At 54.5% G+C, this 17,040-nt stretch carries 24 protein-coding genes; 6 read left to right on the forward strand and 18 right to left on the reverse strand.

What is annotated here, in order from left to right:
• Nucleotides 1–7: 7 nt before the first annotated feature.
• On the reverse strand, nt 8–535 hold the full coding sequence (locus tag E3E27_RS01450; RefSeq protein ID WP_167773198.1) for a GNAT family N-acetyltransferase: 528 nt from the start codon (nt 533–535) through the stop codon (nt 8–10).
• Nucleotides 536–589: 54 nt separating this feature from the next.
• Here E3E27_RS01450 and E3E27_RS01455 point away from each other — a divergent pair, with 54 nt between their 5' ends.
• From E3E27_RS01455 to E3E27_RS01465, 3 genes are all read left to right on the forward strand, one after another.
• Nucleotides 590–1,069, forward strand: coding sequence for a ferritin family protein (locus tag E3E27_RS01455; RefSeq protein ID WP_167773199.1), 480 nt, complete (start codon nt 590–592; stop codon nt 1,067–1,069).
• A 61-nt stretch (nt 1,070–1,130) separates the two neighbouring features.
• Entirely contained in the window at nt 1,131–1,433 is a 303-nt protein-coding gene (locus E3E27_RS01460; protein WP_167773200.1) for a ferritin family protein, read from the forward strand.
• A gap of 120 nt (nt 1,434–1,553) precedes the next feature.
• Nucleotides 1,554–2,003 (forward strand): ferritin family protein, encoded by a 450-nt coding sequence (locus E3E27_RS01465; protein WP_240910657.1) that lies wholly within the window; start codon nt 1,554–1,556, stop codon nt 2,001–2,003.
• 35 nt (nt 2,004–2,038) lie between these two features.
• Here E3E27_RS01465 and E3E27_RS01470 read toward each other — a convergent pair whose 3' ends face one another.
• The 10 genes from E3E27_RS01470 to E3E27_RS01515 form a co-directional block, all read right to left on the reverse strand.
• The gene (locus E3E27_RS01470) at nt 2,039–2,560 is read right to left on the reverse strand and encodes a ferritin family protein (RefSeq protein ID WP_167773201.1); all 522 of its coding nucleotides are present in this window, start codon (nt 2,558–2,560) and stop codon (nt 2,039–2,041) included.
• 3 nt (nt 2,561–2,563) lie between these two features.
• Nucleotides 2,564–2,911, reverse strand: a complete 348-nt coding sequence (locus E3E27_RS01475) for an iron-sulfur cluster assembly protein (RefSeq protein ID WP_167773202.1) — start codon at nt 2,909–2,911, stop codon at nt 2,564–2,566.
• Nucleotides 2,912–2,914: 3 nt separating this feature from the next.
• Nucleotides 2,915–3,274: an iron-sulfur cluster assembly protein gene (locus E3E27_RS01480; protein WP_167773678.1), complete on the reverse strand. Its 360-nt coding sequence runs from the start codon at nt 3,272–3,274 to the stop codon at nt 2,915–2,917.
• Nucleotides 3,275–3,305: 31 nt separating this feature from the next.
• A complete protein-coding gene (locus E3E27_RS01485) occupies nt 3,306–3,755 on the reverse strand; it encodes a hypothetical protein (RefSeq protein WP_167773203.1) in 450 nt (149 codons plus the stop codon).
• Between the two features lie 299 nt (nt 3,756–4,054).
• Nucleotides 4,055–4,402, reverse strand: a complete 348-nt coding sequence (locus E3E27_RS01490) for a class II SORL domain-containing protein (protein WP_014789667.1) — start codon at nt 4,400–4,402, stop codon at nt 4,055–4,057.
• A 10-nt stretch (nt 4,403–4,412) separates the two neighbouring features.
• Nucleotides 4,413–4,574 (reverse strand): rubredoxin, encoded by a 162-nt coding sequence (gene rd, locus E3E27_RS01495; protein WP_167773204.1) that lies wholly within the window; start codon nt 4,572–4,574, stop codon nt 4,413–4,415.
• Nucleotides 4,575–4,655: 81 nt separating this feature from the next.
• Entirely contained in the window at nt 4,656–5,171 is a 516-nt protein-coding gene (locus tag E3E27_RS01500; RefSeq protein ID WP_167773205.1) for a rubrerythrin family protein, read from the reverse strand.
• Nucleotides 5,172–5,264: 93 nt separating this feature from the next.
• Nucleotides 5,265–6,350, reverse strand: coding sequence for an FAD-dependent oxidoreductase (locus E3E27_RS01505; RefSeq protein ID WP_167773206.1), 1,086 nt, complete (start codon nt 6,348–6,350; stop codon nt 5,265–5,267).
• Nucleotides 6,351–6,359: 9 nt separating this feature from the next.
• Nucleotides 6,360–6,971 (reverse strand): ferritin family protein, encoded by a 612-nt coding sequence (locus E3E27_RS01510; protein ID WP_371731542.1) that lies wholly within the window; start codon nt 6,969–6,971, stop codon nt 6,360–6,362.
• A complete protein-coding gene (locus E3E27_RS01515; protein WP_167773680.1) occupies nt 6,968–8,197 on the reverse strand; it encodes an FprA family A-type flavoprotein in 1,230 nt (409 codons plus the stop codon). Before E3E27_RS01515 ends, E3E27_RS01510 begins: the two co-directional genes overlap by 4 nt.
• 158 nt (nt 8,198–8,355) lie before the next feature.
• On the opposite strand from E3E27_RS01515, the gene E3E27_RS01520 reads away from it, so the two are divergent.
• The gene (locus E3E27_RS01520) at nt 8,356–8,880 is read left to right on the forward strand and encodes a ferritin (RefSeq protein WP_167773681.1); all 525 of its coding nucleotides are present in this window, start codon (nt 8,356–8,358) and stop codon (nt 8,878–8,880) included.
• A gap of 31 nt (nt 8,881–8,911) precedes the next feature.
• On the opposite strand, the gene E3E27_RS01525 is transcribed toward E3E27_RS01520, so the two are convergent.
• The 7 genes from E3E27_RS01525 to E3E27_RS01555 all read right to left on the reverse strand — a co-directional run bounded on the left by E3E27_RS01525 (nt 8,912) and on the right by E3E27_RS01555 (nt 14,751).
• Complete coding sequence (locus E3E27_RS01525; RefSeq protein WP_167773207.1) at nt 8,912–9,799, reverse strand: thiamine pyrophosphate-dependent enzyme; 888 nt, start codon at nt 9,797–9,799, stop codon at nt 8,912–8,914.
• Complete coding sequence (locus E3E27_RS01530; protein ID WP_167773208.1) at nt 9,796–11,508, reverse strand: 2-oxoacid:acceptor oxidoreductase subunit alpha; 1,713 nt, start codon at nt 11,506–11,508, stop codon at nt 9,796–9,798. Before E3E27_RS01530 ends, E3E27_RS01525 begins: the two co-directional genes overlap by 4 nt.
• Before the next feature lie 334 nt (nt 11,509–11,842).
• Nucleotides 11,843–12,196, reverse strand: coding sequence for a DUF302 domain-containing protein (locus E3E27_RS01535; RefSeq protein ID WP_167773209.1), 354 nt, complete (start codon nt 12,194–12,196; stop codon nt 11,843–11,845).
• 12 nt (nt 12,197–12,208) lie between these two features.
• On the reverse strand, nt 12,209–13,516 hold the full coding sequence (locus E3E27_RS01540; RefSeq protein WP_167773682.1) for a cytochrome c biogenesis protein: 1,308 nt from the start codon (nt 13,514–13,516) through the stop codon (nt 12,209–12,211).
• A 5-nt stretch (nt 13,517–13,521) separates the two neighbouring features.
• Nucleotides 13,522–13,851, reverse strand: a complete 330-nt coding sequence (locus tag E3E27_RS01545; protein WP_240910633.1) for a hypothetical protein — start codon at nt 13,849–13,851, stop codon at nt 13,522–13,524.
• An 18-nt stretch (nt 13,852–13,869) separates the two neighbouring features.
• Nucleotides 13,870–14,130 carry a hypothetical protein gene (locus E3E27_RS01550; protein WP_167773018.1) on the reverse strand — a complete coding sequence of 87 codons (261 nt, stop codon included), beginning with the start codon at nt 14,128–14,130 and terminating at the stop codon, nt 13,870–13,872.
• An 84-nt stretch (nt 14,131–14,214) separates the two neighbouring features.
• On the reverse strand, nt 14,215–14,751 hold the full coding sequence (locus tag E3E27_RS01555; RefSeq protein WP_167773210.1) for a nitroreductase family protein: 537 nt from the start codon (nt 14,749–14,751) through the stop codon (nt 14,215–14,217).
• A gap of 134 nt (nt 14,752–14,885) precedes the next feature.
• Here E3E27_RS01555 and E3E27_RS01560 point away from each other — a divergent pair, with 134 nt between their 5' ends.
• Complete coding sequence (locus tag E3E27_RS01560) at nt 14,886–15,857, forward strand: ThiF family adenylyltransferase (RefSeq protein WP_167773211.1); 972 nt, start codon at nt 14,886–14,888, stop codon at nt 15,855–15,857.
• Nucleotide 15,858: 1 nt separating this feature from the next.
• Nucleotides 15,859–16,959, forward strand: a complete 1,101-nt coding sequence (gene thiI / locus E3E27_RS01565; protein WP_167773683.1) for a tRNA uracil 4-sulfurtransferase ThiI — start codon at nt 15,859–15,861, stop codon at nt 16,957–16,959.
• Nucleotides 16,960–17,040: the final 81 nt, after the last annotated feature.

Here is a 17,040-nt window from a genome sequence, read left to right on the forward strand (position 1 = left end):
CCCCCAGCTATGTTTTTCTCAACACCACGAACTCACGGTAGTCCATCACCTTGACGAAGCCCTTTTTTATATAATATGAATAAGCCTCAAGCTCGGGAAATGTTATGACGTACGCTTCCCTGCCGAGCTCCCTAAGTCTCTCTATAGCGAACTCCAGGAGCTTTGAGCCGTAGCCCCGGCCCCTGTACTCTGGATCGACCATGAAGAACTCGATGAGCCCGGTTTTCTCCCCCTTTATCTCCTCCGGCACCCACCAGAGGGCCTTGCCTTCGAGGTTGTAGACCAGCGCCACGGTTCCGGCGATTGCTCCATCATCGTCCCTCAGCACGTAGAGTTCATCAAACTCTTTCCCCAGCCTGAACTCGAGGAAGGGCTCGTAAACTTCCCTAAATCCCTCGAAGTCATCTGGAGCCGGCTTCTCCTCCACCCATTCAAGCGCCGGGTAGGCACCGTTCGTTCCCCGATAAACCCTGTGGACAAAGCGAACCAGCTCCCCCTTCAGCTCGAGCGGATTCTCTACCCTCTCAATCCTCATCTTTGACCCCCAAAGGTTATTAGGGTTGATGTCATAAATTTTTCCGGTGATACTGTGAACGAACTCGAAGCTTTGGCCCTCGCCCTTGAGGTCGAGAAGGCCGAGCTGAAATTCTACCTGCGGTTAGCCAGGAAGGCGGGCGATGAAAAGGCAAAGAGAATGTTCCTCTTCCTTGCTATGGAGGAGGCCGGCCACTGGGATCTCTTTGAGGAGAAGTTCCTCGAGGTTCTCATAGAAAAGTGCGAGCTCCCCGCGGTGAACCGCGAGCTCCTTAAGGAGCTTCTCGTTGAGGTCGAAAACGAAAACCTGAGCGAGGTCGATGCCGTCAGGATAGGAATGGAGCAGGAGAAGAGAACCTGGGAGTTCTACGAGAAAGCGGCTAAAGAGTCGGAGCACGAGCCCGTCAGGAGGGTCTTCGAGGAGCTCGCCAGGGTTGAGAAATCTCACTACGAGCTCCTGAAGGCCCAGTATGACTCGGTCATGAAGACCGGCATATGGATGAACTACCAGGACTTCAGCCTGGAGGTGGACTGAAGCCCTGCGAGAGGTGTTTTCTTTTATTCCAGCTATTTGAGAGTGAATGTGGTGGTGCCCTATGCTTGCAAAATACCCATTTGAACTGCCCAAGGATAGGCCCCTCTCGAAGAGGGAAATCGCCCAGGCCCTCCGCTGGGCAATTGAGGCCGAGCTCGATGCCATAAGCTTCTACGAGCAACTGGCGGAGCACATAGAGGACGAGAGGATAAAGCACATATTCCACGACGTCGCCAACGAGGAGAGGGAGCACGTTGGGGAGTTTCTGGCGGCGCTCCTTGAAGTTGATGAAGAGCTCGGCAGGTACATGAAGGAAGGTTTTGACGAGGTTGAGGAGGAGACGGGAATAAAGGTCGAACTATGACCGTTTCCTTCCTCTTTTCCATCCCTTTCCTTCGATTCTCGTGCACTAAGCAGTAGTTTGATACACTGTTACGCTCAATGAAAAGCGTTATTAAGGTTCGATGTTCATATAGTTCTGGTGATGTGCATGGTTGAACCCCTTGTTAAGAAGGCCTACGAGACAGAAAAGAAGGCCGCTGCAAGCTACACTGATGGTCTTGGCCTCATCAGGGGACAGGGTCTAAGGTACACCACGGTTGAGGAGGTCATTGGCAGGATAGCCGTTGATACGATAATCCACAAACACCTGATGAAGGCCATCCTCGATGCCCAGAAGGAACTGGAGAAGCTCGCCGGGGAAGGGCCGATATCCGAGGTCAGGGAGGTCGAGCTCGTACCCGAGCAGAGGGCCCTGGTCAGGCGCTTCGCCGAGATGCACCTTGAGATTGAGGAGGACATGATAGAAACCTATCAGAAGATGGCTGAGAAGATGACACACCCCTTGTTTAAGGGACTTGCTGAGGCGCTGGTCGAAAATGAAAAAGAGCACCACAGAATTCTGGCAGAGCTCATAGCGAAGTACAAAGAATGAAATAGGGACGACTTGTCCCTTCTTTGTTCTTTCACTCATGGCCCGACGTGCATCATCTGGCTGTACATCTCCCAGTCAAGGAGAAGCTCGTACTCCGCTCTGAGAGTGTAGTAGTGGCCCTTCTCCATGTCGCTGAGATAGCGCATAAGCCTCTTCCTGTCCTCCGAATCGACCATTTCTTCAAGTTTCTCGTAGAAACGTGCCGCTATCTCCTCCGCCTTCATCGCCCATCGTATCAGGTCTATGATGTCCTGAACACCGCTCAGCTCTCTCGCCACCGGCTTCAGCTCGGGCCCTATGTGCTCCCGGGGGTAAACAATCTCCTTTCCCGGGAACATGGCCCCGTACATCTTCCTGAGCAGTGTCTCGTGTTTGGCTTCCTCCCCTGCTAACCACTCTATCTTCTCTTTCAGGGCCTCAATTTCTACCCTCTCCGCGAGGCTCTCGTAGAACCTTCTGGCACCTATCTCGGCTTTGATGGCCATGCCAAGGAGCTCCTCAAGGGAGAACTCCTTAACTCTTTCAAGAGGGAGCCCCTCTTCAAGCTCTGGAACCATACATCATCCCTCCGCAAGCAACAGTCCAAGTTCATTGTAGACCTTTATCTTATTAAACCCTTCCCGCCTTAGAACGGAAACTATGCCGTCCAAAATCTTGCTTTGAACGTTGATGGCCAGCATCTGGCATGCATGGCACTCCGGTGTTGCACGGGCCATTAAAAGAAAAACCTCAACGGTGTTTTCTTTCACCGTTAAACCGTAGAGAAGACCCTCTTCCACGATGTTCAGCCCCGTTTCGGGGTCCTTTACCTTTTCCAGGATTTTAACAACTTCGGAAACTTCCGGTGGAAGGTTCCTCGGACCTCGTTTTGGTGTTTTTTGGGGTTTGAGAAAGTCAAAGAGCCCCACGGCTCAGACCTTCTCCTGACTTATGTCCTCGATTGTGTAGCCCTTCTTGTTCTCAAAAACCCCGACGGGGTTGTTTTTGAGGTCGTAGACGTAGACGTTCTGGAACTTCACCAAGGCAAAGCGCTCGATGATATCGCCGATAATCTTGGAGTACGCTATCGCGCTCGCCCCCGTCAGGTTGTACTCGGCGTGGCTCTCGAAGTTGAGCCAGACCTTCAGCGTATCCCCCGCCACCTCAAGGCCGGCAACGACGCCCGAGTCCAGAATGTCTCCCCCTGTTACGGGGTCGGTTATCTTGGCCAGCTCGTCCAGAACGGCCCTGTAGTGTTCCGGCCACTCGCGGTTCGGCATGTAAACCTTCATTCTTCTCACCAGCAGGGGTTCGAGTGTCCGGTTATAAGCCTTCCTGGCCGGTTTTGGGTATGGGAAGGTAGTCCGGAGAAACTGAAATGTACATTGATACCAGAACGGCAACCCACATAAGGACCGATAGGAAGTAGGGGGCAACTATAAGCGCTTTGACCAGCCCGGAGGTATCGTCCAGCCAGTAGCGGGTCCACGAGAAGATCACGATCATCCAGGAAGCGGCCACCAGGAGCCATCTTCTGTTCCCTTCGGTTACCATTATCTGGGCGTTCATCAGAAGCAGAACCGCCAGAAACGGCCCCACGTAGGCTATGTCAACAGTCACCGTGGAGTAATGCCCTGCACCGAGTAGGCTGAGCATCAGGGCAACGCTCTGTAAGAGAAGTCTCAGGCTCACACCCTTAAAGCCCATATCGTAGAGGGCATAACCTATCATGGCGGGACCGATTAGTATCAGTGTGAGCATTGCCTGGCTCATGTTCCGACCGTTGAGCACACCGAGTGAAAAGCCCAGCGAGGTTAACAGCCCCCCAATAAGCAACAGGAGGGAGGACGTTTTCGACTCGCCGGTCACTCGCTCTATCTTCCGGCGTACCATCCATGTAAGGACAATACCAGCGAGAATCAAGACCCCACTAACGCTCATTATTACATCATACCAAGGTTCCCTCATCTTTTAGGCATCCATCCAGTGATGCATTAAAATTGCTCCCAACATAGATAAACCTTCCGGATAAAAGTGGTAAGATATAAAAGAAGGGGGTTGGGGCGGGGAAATCACTCGAGCGCGACCTCGTTCTCCCAGAGGCCGTGAATGTTGCAGTAGCTGAGCGCGTAGAGCTTGCCCTTCTTCTGGGTCCTGAAGAAGAAGACCGCCCTCGGCTCGGTCAGCGGGTCGCCGTGGTTGGTGAAGGCAACCCTGCCGACGAGAATCGGGAAGTTCTCACCCTCGGGGTGGAAGTAGAGCTCTATCCATGCAATGTGGTGCTCAGGCGTGTTCGGGTGCGGTATCTCCTTCCCAACAGAGACCTCGACCTTCACGAGGTCGCCGTCCTTCTCGTACTCTATAACGGGGACGTGCTTCTCCCCCTTCCAGTCTCCACTCTTTATGGTTCCGCTGAGCATCTCAACCACCTCACTCTATCTTTTCAAACATGTCCTTGGGAGCGCCGCAGAGCGGGCAGACCCAGTCCTCGGGGAGGTCTTCAAACTTGGTTCCCGGGGCTATTCCGGCGTCCTCGTCACCTTCCTCTTCATCGTAGATGTAGCCGCAGACTATGCATTTCCATTTGGCCATTAATATCGCCTCATCTCAATGTTATTAGTCCGCCCTTATAAGGTTTGCGGTTCAAACTTGAGAAATGGAAAAGCGAAAAACTTACTCAAAGACTACGAACTTATCCCCGGGCAGACCGCAGACCGGGCACTTTTCGGGTATCTCATCGACCGCGGTGTAGCCACAGACAGGGCAGATGTAGACCTTCTTTATCTCGATATCCTCCCCACTCTCGGCCTTTTCTCTGGCCTTGGCGTACAGCTCGGCGTGTACCTTCTCGGCCTCCAGGGCGTAGTGGGTTGTCCTGACAGCTTCCCTCTCGCCCTGGAACTCGGCGGCGTTCTTGAAGACGGGATACATCTCCTCAACCTCGTAGGTCTCGCCGTCTATACCGGCCTGAAGGTTCTCCGGAGTACTTCCAAGCTTGCCGAGGGCTATGAAGTGGTTCTTGGCGTGGACAAACTCGGCGTGGGCTATGGCTCTAAAGAGCTTTGCGATGTTGGGGTAGCCTTCCTTCTCGGCCTGCTCCGCGAAAATCAGGTACTTCATGTGGGCCATACTCTCGCCGGCAAACGCTTCCTCCAAAAACTTCCTGGTCATCTTCCTTTCAACCGCCATGCCATATCACCCAAAAGGTACACTGCAGTACTTAAATTTGATATTGAGGTATATAACGATTTTCCAAACCAAAGGTTTGACCCCGTTATAACTTCATTCAATCGGCAGTCTTTCCCTGATGGCCTTTTCGAGCTTCATGGCTTTCTTGAGGTCACCCAGGGCGACGGCACCGATGGGCCTGTCTCCCTCGTAGAAAACCTTAGTGTTCTCGTAGAGCCACTTCCCTCGGCCTTTCGTTTTCCCAATGATGGCCACGCCGAAGTCAGCGAACTTGAAGAATGCCGAGCGGAATGAAAAGTCGTAGCGGTCGTCAGCGCCCCTCAGAACGTTGGCGAGAACCTTTGCCTGCCCCACCGCGGATCTGGCAGTTCCTCCGACAACGCCGCCGTGCTCGGCGCAGTCTCCTATCGCGTAAACGTCTTTGGAGGAGGTTCTGAACTTTTCGTCCACGAGTATCCCCCTGCCGGCGTGTATGCCGCTTCTCACGGCCAGCCCTTTGTTTGGCACTATTCCAAAGGCACAGACCTTCAGCCTTCCGGGAATGTACCCTCTGTCTGTTTTCAGACCTTCTTCCTCTGCCTCAAGGGCATTGGTTTCAAGGTGAAACTCAACGCCCACTCCTTCGAGCGCTTCCCTGATACGCTCGCTGAGCTCTTCGTCGAGACCGAGCAGGGTTCTTCCCCTGTGGACCACCCGAACGGTGTAGTCAGCTTTGGCCAGGTTTCCGGCGAGCTCAAGCGCTATGAAGCCTCCCCCAAGGATTGTTATCTCTCCCTCCCCTTCGAGGCGCTCCCTTATCAGCCTCGCATCATCGAGGGTTCTGAGCGTTAGGACGTGCTCCCGTCCTGGAATGGAAGGCCGCCTCGCCTTTGCTCCGGTGGCTATGACGAGGGCATCGTAGGGCAATTCTCCGTCACTTGTCACGAGAACCTTCCGGAACCTGTCAATGAGCTTTGCCTCCGTTCCGAGGAGAAGGTTTATCCCTTTCTTCTCGTACCAGTCGGAGGGATAAGGAAAGAGCTTTTCCTCGGGAATAAAGCCGGCTATGTAGTGGCTCAGCATGGGCTTGGAGTAGTGGGGGAGGTGTTCCTTCTCCACGATGGTTACATCGAATTCGCCGGCTAGGCTCTTGGCCAGCTCCACCCCGCCCGGCCCGTTGCCGACTATAGCGAGCTCCACAATGTCACCTCACTTCCTTGTGCGTGGGCCCAGGTAGAGCTCTAGTTGGGCGCCGAAGAACTCCACCGGTGCGTTCACATACTCTGGCTGCCCCTGGGTCACGTCTTCTAAGTATTCGACGTGACTCCTTATCGATGCGTAGTGTGCCCTTTCCTGTGCTGCCAGGAAGCTAAATATTCCCCTATGCTCGGGCAGTATCTCGCTCAGATGGCTGTATATCCTTTCGGCGGTTTTTTCATTGATAAGTGCGACTCTCATTGCTTCGATGAGGTTTGCTACGGTGTCCACGTTGACCGAGGTCTCGGCAAAGGGTATCCCCTCCGGGACGATGTAATTAGTGTCTCCAAAGAGGCTCTCGTGCAGTTTGAGCAGTATTACCTTATGCTTCTCTTCGGCCTTGGAGAGGTCTCTGAAGAACTCCCCCAGAACTTCACCACTTTTTGATGCTAGAGCTTCGTAAAATTGTTTTGCATCTTCCTCTGAGGCAATGGCGTAGCCCAGTATCTCCTTGGGGGAGAGCTGGGCAAGTTTATCAAGAACATCTTCCACCTGCATCACCATTTTTATGTTTTGCGTTGAAGTATTTAAATTATAGGTTTGAGAAAAGAAAAGCCTCCTCATGAGAGCCACGCCACGAGCTTCCTAACGCCCTCTCTAAGCCGCTCCTCGTCCTCCGGCCTTGGCATTCCCCTGCTCTCGACGGTATCAACGTGGTCGAACTTGCTCCTCGTGATGAGGGTCTCTATCTTCTTGCCCGCGACGCCGGCCCAGCCGAAGGCACCGACGATCAGGACAGGCTTCTCGTAGTTGGTCTTGTCCACTATCTCGTAGAGAGTGTAGCGTATCCTCGGGTGTATCTCAGCCTCGTAGGTCGAGGCACCTATTATTATAGCCTCGCTGTCGGGAACCTCCCCGAGTATATCGCTCACGGCGGGGGCTTCCTTGTCTGTGAATTTGTAGGCGACCGGTTTCAGTCCGTGCTTCCTCAGCTCGTCTAGGACGATGTTCATCCTCCTCTCCACGAAGCCGTACATGGAGTCATAGATGACAAGGACCTTGCCCTTCGTGGTCTTTCCTGCGCCGACAGCTTCGTAGTGTTCGAATATCCTCATGGGGTTCTTACGCCAGATGAGGCCGTGACCTGGGAGTATCATCCTGGCCTCACCGACTATGCCGAGCCTCTTGAGCTTCTTGATGTTCTGGACGATGTACTTGTGGTAGTGGCCGATGACGGTGACTATGTACTTCGTCACGTGGGGTAAATAGCGTTGGACGACCTCCTCATCGCTGTCGTCGATGGTCTCGGGGATTCCGTAGCCGCCGCCGGCGTCGCAGGAGAAGATTAGCTTGTCCTCGACCACGTAGGTTATCATCGTGTCCGGCCAGTGGAGCCAGGGGACGGTTATGAAGCGGAAGGTCTTGCCGCCAATGTTCATCTCCTCTCCATCTTTAATTGTGTAAAAGTTCTCAACGACCTTCTCGCCGTAGAATCCCTCCAGGAAACGCTTGGCGAAACTCGTGCCTATAAGCTTTGCCCGGTAGCCGTTGGCCTCCAGAAACGCCGGCAGAGCCCCAGTATGGTCGGGCTCGGTGTGGTGGATAATCACGTGGGTTATCTCCTCAGGATTGACCAGCTTTTTAAGGGCCCCCATGAAGAGCTCCGTGTACTCCCCCTTGCTCAGGTCGAAGAGCACCGTCGCCCCGTCGAGCTTCATCAGGTAAGCGTTGTAGGTTATGCCCTCGGGAATGTCCCAAGTGGCTTCAAAGTACCTTATCCTGTCGTCATCGACCCGGATTATGTAGAGCTCCGGATCATCGAGAATCTTCTTAACTTTCACATCTGGCATTTCTATCACCGAAACTAATTGGTACGAGGACATAAAAAGCCTTTCTTGACCAAAAAGTTAAGGACGGAATTGGGTAACGAGGGGTTCCACTGGGAACGTGAATCTGGCGTGAGGATAACCTTAAGAGTCCCGAATTCCAAATAATCCCGGTGATGCCAATGCTGAGCGAAAGAATGCTCAAGGCCCTGAACGAGCAGCTCAACAAGGAGCTTTTCTCGGCCTACTTCTACCTCGCCATAGCGGCCTACTTCAAGGAGAAGGGCTTTGACGGCTTTGCCACCTGGATGGAGGCCCAGGCCGAAGAGGAACTCGGCCACGCGCTCAGGTTCTACGACTACATATTCGACCGCGGCGGAAAGGCGGAGCTTGAGAGGATAGAAAAGCCCAGGGGAGACTTTGCCAGCCCGCTCAAGGCCTTCGAGGCGGTTTACCTTCACGAGGTTGGCGTTACGGAGTCGATATACCGACTCGTGGACATAGCCGAGGAGGAGAAAGACCGCGCGACATACCAGTTCCTCCAGTGGTTCGTGGAAGAGCAGGTCGAAGAGGAGGCCACCGCCAAGGCAATCGTGGACAAGCTCAAGATAATCGGCGACAACCCGCAGGCGCTGTTCATGCTCGACCGTGAACTGGGTCAGAGGGCGCCGAAGCTCAGGGGCTTGCTGATGCAGCCTGGCCAGTGATTTTCCATTTTTGAAAATTAAAGAGAGAAAATCACCGGGATTTTTCGCTGAAGATCCTCTCCACGAGGTCGAGCCTCGGCTCGCGTTTCCAGAGGGGCCTTTTATCTGTTCTGTATGCAGGAACACTCTCCTCAAAGGTCGGCTTCTCGTTGATGTAGAATACCCCCAGCGGTAGCGGGTCGGTCTCTATCGCGCGCTTAAATGCCTCCTCCCTGTCGTGCGGGTCGTGATCGTCCATCCAGTAGGTGTGCTCTCTGTACCAGGCGTAGGTGTTCACCCTGTTGAAGCTGACGCAGGGGTGCAGGATATCAACTATGGCCAGCCCTCTGTGCCTTATCGCCCTCTTGATTATCTCGACGCTCTCCCTGAAGTAGCCCATGAAGGTCCTCGCCACGAAGGAGGCGTTCATGGCTATCGCCAGAGCCACCGGGTTGAAGGGTTCCTCAAACACTCCCCAGGGCTGGGTTGGGGTCTTCATTCCAACCATCGTCGTCGGTGACGCCTGTCCCTTCGTGAGGCCGTATATCTGGTTGTCGTGGATGAGAACCGTTATGTCCGGGTTTCTCCTTATCGCGTGGAGCAGGTGGTTGCCGCCTTCGGCGTACATGTCGCCGTCTCCGCCCTCGGCTATAACCGTCAGTTCCGGATTTGCCGCCTTCACGCCGGTCGCTATTGGTATCGCCCTGCCGTGGAGCGTGTGATAGCCGTTGGCGTTGATGTAGTGGGGCATCTTCGCTGCCTGTCCGATCCCGCTGATTATGGCGACCTGATTCGGCTTCAAGCCGAGTTCAGCTAAAGCTGAGATGAGTATGTTCCTTATGCCGAAGTTGCCGCAGCCGGGACACCAGGCGATGTCCCTGCTCCCAGGCCTCTTTGGCTCGAAGGCTTCTCTGCCCGTGGGCAGGGTTGGGGCGTTCATTCTATCACCCCCTTGAGGGCATCAAAAACCTCTTCCACCGAGAATGGCCTCCCGTCGTACTTCAGGATCCTATGGTGAATCTCAACGTCCAGCTCCTTTCTCAGCAGGTCGGCGAACTGTCCGGTAACGTTGTTCTCGACGACTATTACCTTTGTACCCTCAAAGAACTTCCTCGCCTCGGGGTTGAGCGGATAGACCCAGCTGAAATGAAGTAAAGCAGTGTCGTCTCTCCCGAGCCTCTCGAGGGCTTCCTCGACGACGTGGAGCGTTGAACCCCACGCGACGATGAGATATTTCGCGTTCTCACTCCCGATAAGTCTCGGCAGGGGGGCGTTCTTCCTTATCGCTTCGAGCTTTTTGATTGCCCTCTTCTCCTGCATCTTTATCGTCAGCTCTGCGTCCTCGGTTATGTCGCCCCACTCGTCGTGCTCGTTGCCGTTGGCTATCACCACGTCCTCGCCGTAGCCTGGGACGGCCCTCGGCGAAATGCCGTCTTCCGTCAGCTCGTACCTCCGATAATCCGGCCTGGCCTCCACTACGTGCCTCTGGAACTTTACCTTCCCGAGTTCGGGCTTCGGAAGGTTGTAGTAGGTGTCCACGAAGTACTGGTCGGTGAGGATTATCACCGGAACCTGGTAGCGGTCGGCCAGGTTGAATGCCTCTGCTGTTAAGTAGAAGGCCTCCTCCATGCTCCCCGGGGCAAGGATTATCCTCGGGAAATCGCCGTGGCCGGCGTAGAGAACCAGATTGAGGTCACCCTGCATCGTTCTCGTGGGGAGGCCAGTTGCGGGCCCGGGCCTCTGGGCGAGGTGTATCACGATTGGGTTCTCGGCCATTCCGGCCAAACTTAATGCCTCACTCATGAGGGCGAAGCCCCCACCGGAGGTGCTCACCATCGCCCTCGCTCCCGCGAACCACGCTCCGAGAGCCATGTTTATCGCCGAAATCTCGTCCTCCACCTGCTCAACGACTATCCCGAACTCCTCTGCCTTCTGCGCCGCGAAGGTAGAAACTCCCGTGGAGGGGCTCATGGGGTAGAAAGACAGGAAGTTCATGCCCCCGGCAAGGGCCCCTATTCCCACCGCTTCCGTGCCGCTCAGCAGAATCTCGTCTCTGACCTTCTCGTCCCTCTCAACTTCCACCCTTACCGTTCCTTCCTCACAGAGCTTGACGCCCAGCTCATAACCCTTCTTGGCAGCTTCGATATTTTTTCGCACCACGTTCTCTCCCTTCGAGCCGAAGCGCTTCCTTATGTACTCCTCCACCGCGCTGAAGTCGCCGTGGAAGATGCCGACTATAAGCCCAGCCGCTGTGGTGTTCAGGTAGAGCTGGCTCCCCGTTTCGAGGGCGAGCTTCGTGAGGGGAACCTCAACGAGGTTCACCCTTTCAGCGAACTCTTCCTCAACGTTCTCCCTCTCGCCGAGAACGACGGTAGTATCTGAGATCCTGTCCTTCACCCAGCTCAGAACGCCCTGCTTGAAGGGGACGAGTACGTCTATCCTCCTCACGAATGCCCTAACGCGCCTCGAGGAAACCCTTATCTCTGTGGTGTTTACCCCTCCCCTGACCCGGGACATGTACTCCTTGTTGGCATAGACGTGGTAGCCGGACTTCTTTAGGGCGTAGGTCAGAATTCCCTCGACCGTTTGAATCCCCTGTCCGGCCGCTCCGCCGAGAACTATGGAGACTTCATCACGGAACTCAGACATGGTACATCACTCCCACGGGCCTTCTGCCGGGGGTCTGTGTTTCCATCAGCCTCATCAGAAGTTCGAGCACAAAACGAAAACCCTTTCGGATAGATTTTGGGACATTTTTGTCCATTTATAACCACCAATAGGTATTAGTGTGCAAAGCTATATAAAGGTTTCCAAGGTACTGTGGCTGGAGATGCAAAATGGACGAAAAAGAAAACGAACGTAAGGTTGCCATCTTTGCCGGCGGCTGTTTCTGATGCATAGAGGAGGCCTTCAAGACGCGCGGCGAGCTGAGGAGATACGGCCACTTCGCCTACGAGCGGCTCTTTGAATAAAATAAAAATGTTTAGAGTTCCTCTATAACTCCCCTGACGACCTCAAGGGGCTCCTTTATTATCTCCAGCACGTCGTCGGCGGTGTTTATGGCAACGTAGGTTTCGCCGTCCTCCTGGTAGAAGAGCACCGGGCAGGGCGCGAAGGAGCCTATCTCGTAGTCCTCCTTCGTCATCTCGTAGAATATCTTGGGGTTGCAGACCCAGAGAATCCTGTACGGCTCCATATCGACGCCGACCTTGGACTTAACGACGTCGCTCGGGGTAAACTCAAGAACAACCTTGTAGCCCTTCTCCTCCAGCTTTGCCTTAAACTTCTCCTCGGCCTCTTCGAGGCTTAGATCGAGTTTTCTCCTGTACCTGTACATCAAACCACCTCCTTAGAGCTGTGAGAGCGATTCAAACAGCGAGCTCCAGAGCTTGAGAGGAGTAAGCTCCGTCAGCATCAGCAGGCCTAGGAATATGAGCACCGCCCCGAGGACAATTTCCCACCTGGCTTTACCTCTTCCACCCAGCGAAAGCCTGTTCGAGAGGAACTTCCTGTTCACCCACTCCCCGAGGTCCTTCGATGCCGTTAGGAGGTAAACAGTCAGCCCCATCCCGAGGCCGTATGTGCCCATCACGATGATCCCGCTCAGTGTGTCCCCGCTCAGGGCAGCGGTTATCACCGCGAAGCCGACGTAAGGTGCTATGCAGCCGAGCCAGGTTGCGCCCAAGGCGGAGCCGAGGACGAAGTCATATGTGGTACCTCTCTTAGGTGCAATCCTATCCGTGGGGGAGAATCTGAGCAGTCCCTTAAGCTTTGCGCTGACCCTCTCGCTCACGAAGCTCGCGCCGATTACTATGAAGCCGATTCCACCGATTAGATAGAGCGCTCCCTGTATCTGAGAAGCGTAGGAGCCGAGGCTTCCCACCAGGGCCCCGAGCAGGGCAAATGAAGCCACCATTCCGGCTATTATCGCCTCGACGTTCCTCCTTGCGAATGTGAGGGAGAGCGTGCCAACTATGACTGGAAGAACGCAAGGTGAGAAGACACTGACGATTCCCGCGGAGAATATCGGGAGCAGGACAGCGAGGCTGAGGTTGCTCCCCGCTTCGTTCTTTGTTTCTCCCTCACTGTAACCGTCCGCTGTCCGGGTGGTCCCGCCTGTCGGAGTTGCCGTTTGGGAACTCTCCTCGGTCGCCTTCTCCAAGAAGTAGGCCAGGCCACCGGGGTTCAGAGCGCCTACCGCCACTCCCCTCAGAACCATCGTCCCGTTTACTGCCTTGAAAATCACTATGGTTGGTGTCCCGGGAACGCCCACGCTTATCTCCTCACCCGGGCTTTTGGGTTTGTAGTAGCCCGCGTTCTCTGGCTGAATGACTATTACCGGGTCGTAGACCCTGTAGCGGAGTGTCGTGACGGAGCGTCCCTTGTAGACGTCCACTGAGATGAGGACAAGCTCCCGGAGGGCCTTTTCTGCCTCCGAAGTGGGAAAAACCTGTGTTTTCATGTAGCTGCACGCAGGACAGCTCTCCGAGTGGTAGAAGATGAAGAAGTACCCCCCGTCGTTCGAGGAGACCAGCTCCTGGAGTTCCTTCTCGGTTGTGACGTCATGAAACAACAGGTTCCCGTATTTGACGGTTCCCGCGCTGGCCAGTGGTATGAAGAGCGATAGAACCACGAGCATCAAAAGCGCCCTGCGCACCCCTTTCACCTGAAAAATGTTTGAATAGCCGTTAAAAAGTCTTTTCTTGAAGCTTTTTTCATTAAAACGTCATTGGAACGTAGTCTTCTTCTAATAAGTTCGGCAATTATCGCACCGACGTACCCGACTCTGGAGTTCTTTCCAAGGATCTCTTCGAAGCCTTTCTCCTCGGCTATTCTCCTGCATGCCCTCGGAAGCTTTCTCAGTTCTCTGAGCCGTTCTATCCAGGGGACGAAACGCTTATCGCCTCTTGCAACCGCATCCTCAATGGGGCCGAAGAGCACCACTTCGACGTCCTCCGCCCACCCGTTCTTTATTGCGTTGACTGCCCACATAAAGCCGGGATTGCCCTTTCATCCGGGCTTGATATTATGATCAGTACCCTCATCACCCACCTCCGCTGTGCCGAGGTGGGCTGCAAGTTCCTTCATGTCCGATGCCGAGATTTCAGCCTCACCTGCGATGACGTTTATCCTTCCGCAGTCGTACTTGGTGCACAGCCCTATGCATCCCTCCACGCTCACCTCGTAGCCAGCCCTCCTGAGGACGTCAACGACTTCTTCAAGCCTTTCGCCGGCACAGAATTTGCACACCCTAGCCTCCATCTGCTCCACCAGAACTTTCTACTCCAGCACCTTTATGGCGTTTATTTTTTGCACTGTGAAAAATTCGATGGAAGAACGGTTGACACAATGGAATCACTTCCAGGGTTCGCCAAAGCGGTTGAGGCTTACCTTGTCCCACTCAAGGACCTCCTCACCGCGGGGCTCTTTCCTCTCGGCCGGGTAGCCGACGCCTATTATGCACACCACTCGGTAGTTCTCGGGAATTCCAAGGAGCTCCCTCACGTATTCCTCCGCGGTCCTCTTCTCATCGTTCATTCTGTTCCTTATCTGCACCCAGAACGATGACAGCCCGAGGTCGAACGCCGCCAGCTGTATGTGTTCTGCTGCTATGCTCGCGTCTTCCACCCAGACGTCGCTTCTGCTTTCGTCGGCGGTAACGACTATTGCCAGGGGTACCGTTGCCAGGCCAGATGCCCCGGGTTTTGCCTTTGAGAGTGCCAGGAGCTTCTCTTTATCGTCAACTACAATGAAGTGCCACGGCCTCCTGTTGAAAGAACTCGGTGACAGGAAAGCCGCCTCAAGGAGCTTTTCCACAAGTTTGCGGGGAACCGGCCTCTCTTGAAAGCGCCTCACGCTCCTTCTTTTTCTGAGAACCTCGAAGAACTCCATGCCACCACCGAGGAGGATTTCCTGAAAACCCGTTTAATACCCTTTCCCAGCTTTGGTATTTCCCAGAACTGTCCAGAACTTTTGGTTTTCAAAAGCCTTTTTTGAGGGCTTTAAAACTTCCCAATGGTGAGAGCATGGTGGATGTAAAAATGGACTTTTCGAGGCACTTCCCGATCATAGGAATCGAAGGACAGAGGAAGCTGAGCGAGAGCACTGTTGCAGTAGTGGGGGCGGGTGCACTGGGCAGCTGGGAGGTTTACTTCCTCCACAAGCTCGGCGTGGGAAGGATAGTTGTCATTGACAGGGACTTCGTCGATGAGGGCGACCTTCCTAGGACTATATACACCACGGAGGACGTCGGAAAGCCGAAGGTCGAGGTGCTAAAGGAGAGGTTTGGTGTCATAGGGCACTTCGAAGACCTGAACCCCGGAACGGTAAGCCTGCTTGACGAGGCGGACCTCATAATCGACGGGACCGACAACATCTATACCCGCCAGGTGATAAACGACTACGCAGTCAAAAACAACAAGCCGTGGATTTACGTGGGTGTTCTAGCAACCTACGGCAACATAATGCCGGTAATCCCCGGAAAAACCGCCTGTTTCCGCTGTCTGATGCCCAAGCTCCCGGAGAGACCCCTGCCGACCTGCTCGATAGCCGGTATAATGAGCTACGTACCGAGCTTTGCGGCATCTCTTGCCGTTGCACTGGCGGCGAAGATACTTCTCGGCGAGGAGGTCGAGAGCGAGCTGTTCTTCTTCGACCTCAGGAGTATGGACTTTGAGACGGTTAAGATACCGAGGAGGGAAGACTGCCCCGCCTGCGTGAGGAAAGAGCTCACCTTCCTTGAAAAGCGGATAAAGGTCGAGCACATGTGTGACGGTTCAATACAGGTGACCCCTCCCGAGAGGATGAACATCAACCTTGACGAGTTTGCGGAGCGGCTTGAGAAGCTCGGCATCGAGTACCTGAAGACGAGCCAGTTCATTCAGTTCGAGGACGACTACGCCGAGATACTGGTGTTCAAGACCGGCAGGATGGTAATCAGAGGAGCCGAGGATGAGAAGGAAGCCAAGAACTTCTTCGCCCGCTATCTGGGTGGTTGAAGTGATAATCGTACGCTACGGCGAAGTGGGCATCAAGGGCGGCAAAAGGAAGGAATTCGAGAGGAAGCTGAGGGACAACGTACTCTCGGCGCTGAGGAGGAAGGGGGTAGAAGGTAGGGCGAAGATAATCAGGGGGCGGATACTGGTCGATGCTCCCGATGGGGCGGCTGAAATAATAGCCAAGGTCCCCGGGGTCGTTTCGGTCTCCCCTGCAAAGGAGATGAGCTACGAAGAGATTCCGGCCTACCTGACGGACGCCCTGAAGGGTCTTAACCCGAAGAGCTTCAAGGTGGAAACTCAGAGGCTCGACAAGACCTTCCTCAAGACCTCCATGGAGATAAACCGCGAGATTGGGGCCTTTATCGTCGAGAACTTCGGCTGGAAGGTCGACCTTAAGAACCCTGAGCTCGTCGTCGGAATAGAGATAATAGCCGGGAAGGCCTACATATTCCTCGAAAAGCTCAGGGGCGTTGGAGGCCTTCCCGTGGGAACGCAGGGAAAGGTCGTCGTCCTGCTCAGCGGGGGCATAGACTCACCGGTTGCCGCTTTCCTCATGCTCAAGAGAGGTGCAGGAGTCATTGCGGTGCACTTTGACCAGGGGCTGAACGCGAGAAACGTGGTTGAGAAGGTCGTTGATATACTTGAGGACTACTCCCCGGAGCCGATAGACCTGATAGTTGAGAACCACTTTGAGGTACTGAAGCCCTACGTTAGCGCTCTCATCAAGGCGAAAAAGCAGGAGTGGACGTGCGTTGTCTGCAAGGTGGCGATGCTGAGAAGGGCAGCGGAGATAGCGAGGGAAAAGGGTGCACTCGGGATAGTAACCGGGGACAGCCTTGGGCAGGTGGCCTCGCAGACCCTCGCAAACCTGTACTTTGAGACCATGAGCGTCCGCTTCCCGGTTCACCGGCCCTTACTCGGCATGGACAAGGAGGAGATAGTTGCTATAGCAAGGAGGATAGGTACGTACCAGGCTTTCCTTGAGTACCCCTACTGCGACTGCCCGTTCCGGCCGGACAGGGTTGTCACGAGCGGAAAGCTCGAGGAGTTCCAGCAGGTGCTTGATGTGCTGGAGAGGGAAGGGCTATCTGAATCGGAGTAGCTCGAATTCTTTACCCAAATTTGTGGAGAAAGGTTTTAAAAGTGCGCTTTTCTACCCAAATACGGGTAAAAGAAAGCGGTG

The sequence above is a fragment of the Thermococcus sp. MV11 genome (assembly GCF_012027285.1).
GTDB lineage: Archaea > Methanobacteriota_B > Thermococci > Thermococcales > Thermococcaceae > Thermococcus > Thermococcus cleftensis.

Excerpts from the sequence above, each read along its gene's own strand:
- E3E27_RS01450 (WP_167773198.1), bottom strand. The coding sequence starts at position 535 with ATGAGGATTGAGAGGGTAGAGAATCCGCTCGAGCTGAAGGGGGAGCTG.
- E3E27_RS01460 (WP_167773200.1), top strand. The coding sequence starts at position 1,131 with ATGCTTGCAAAATACCCATTTGAACTGCCCAAGGATAGGCCCCTCTCG.
- E3E27_RS01465 (WP_240910657.1), top strand. The coding sequence starts at position 1,554 with ATGTGCATGGTTGAACCCCTTGTTAAGAAGGCCTACGAGACAGAAAAG.
- E3E27_RS01470 (WP_167773201.1), bottom strand. The coding sequence starts at position 2,560 with ATGGTTCCAGAGCTTGAAGAGGGGCTCCCTCTTGAAAGAGTTAAGGAG.
- E3E27_RS01480 (WP_167773678.1), bottom strand. The coding sequence starts at position 3,274 with ATGAAGGTTTACATGCCGAACCGCGAGTGGCCGGAACACTACAGGGCC.
- E3E27_RS01485 (WP_167773203.1), bottom strand. The coding sequence starts at position 3,755 with ATGAGCCAGGCAATGCTCACACTGATACTAATCGGTCCCGCCATGATA.
- E3E27_RS01490 (WP_014789667.1), bottom strand. The coding sequence starts at position 4,402 with ATGCTCAGCGGAACCATAAAGAGTGGAGACTGGAAGGGGGAGAAGCAC.
- rd (WP_167773204.1), bottom strand. The coding sequence starts at position 4,574 with ATGGCCAAATGGAAATGCATAGTCTGCGGCTACATCTACGATGAAGAG.
- E3E27_RS01500 (WP_167773205.1), bottom strand. The coding sequence starts at position 5,171 with ATGGCGGTTGAAAGGAAGATGACCAGGAAGTTTTTGGAGGAAGCGTTT.
- E3E27_RS01510 (WP_371731542.1), bottom strand. The coding sequence starts at position 6,971 with ATGAGGAGGCTTTTCTTTTCTCAAACCTATAATTTAAATACTTCAACG.
- E3E27_RS01515 (WP_167773680.1), bottom strand. The coding sequence starts at position 8,197 with ATGCCAGATGTGAAAGTTAAGAAGATTCTCGATGATCCGGAGCTCTAC.
- E3E27_RS01520 (WP_167773681.1), top strand. The coding sequence starts at position 8,356 with ATGCTGAGCGAAAGAATGCTCAAGGCCCTGAACGAGCAGCTCAACAAG.
- E3E27_RS01525 (WP_167773207.1), bottom strand. The coding sequence starts at position 9,799 with ATGAACGCCCCAACCCTGCCCACGGGCAGAGAAGCCTTCGAGCCAAAG.
- E3E27_RS01530 (WP_167773208.1), bottom strand. The coding sequence starts at position 11,508 with ATGTCTGAGTTCCGTGATGAAGTCTCCATAGTTCTCGGCGGAGCGGCC.
- E3E27_RS01535 (WP_167773209.1), bottom strand. The coding sequence starts at position 12,196 with ATGTACAGGTACAGGAGAAAACTCGATCTAAGCCTCGAAGAGGCCGAG.
- E3E27_RS01545 (WP_240910633.1), bottom strand. The coding sequence starts at position 13,851 with ATGTGGGCAGTCAACGCAATAAAGAACGGGTGGGCGGAGGACGTCGAA.
- E3E27_RS01555 (WP_167773210.1), bottom strand. The coding sequence starts at position 14,751 with ATGGAGTTCTTCGAGGTTCTCAGAAAAAGAAGGAGCGTGAGGCGCTTT.
- E3E27_RS01560 (WP_167773211.1), top strand. The coding sequence starts at position 14,886 with ATGGTGGATGTAAAAATGGACTTTTCGAGGCACTTCCCGATCATAGGA.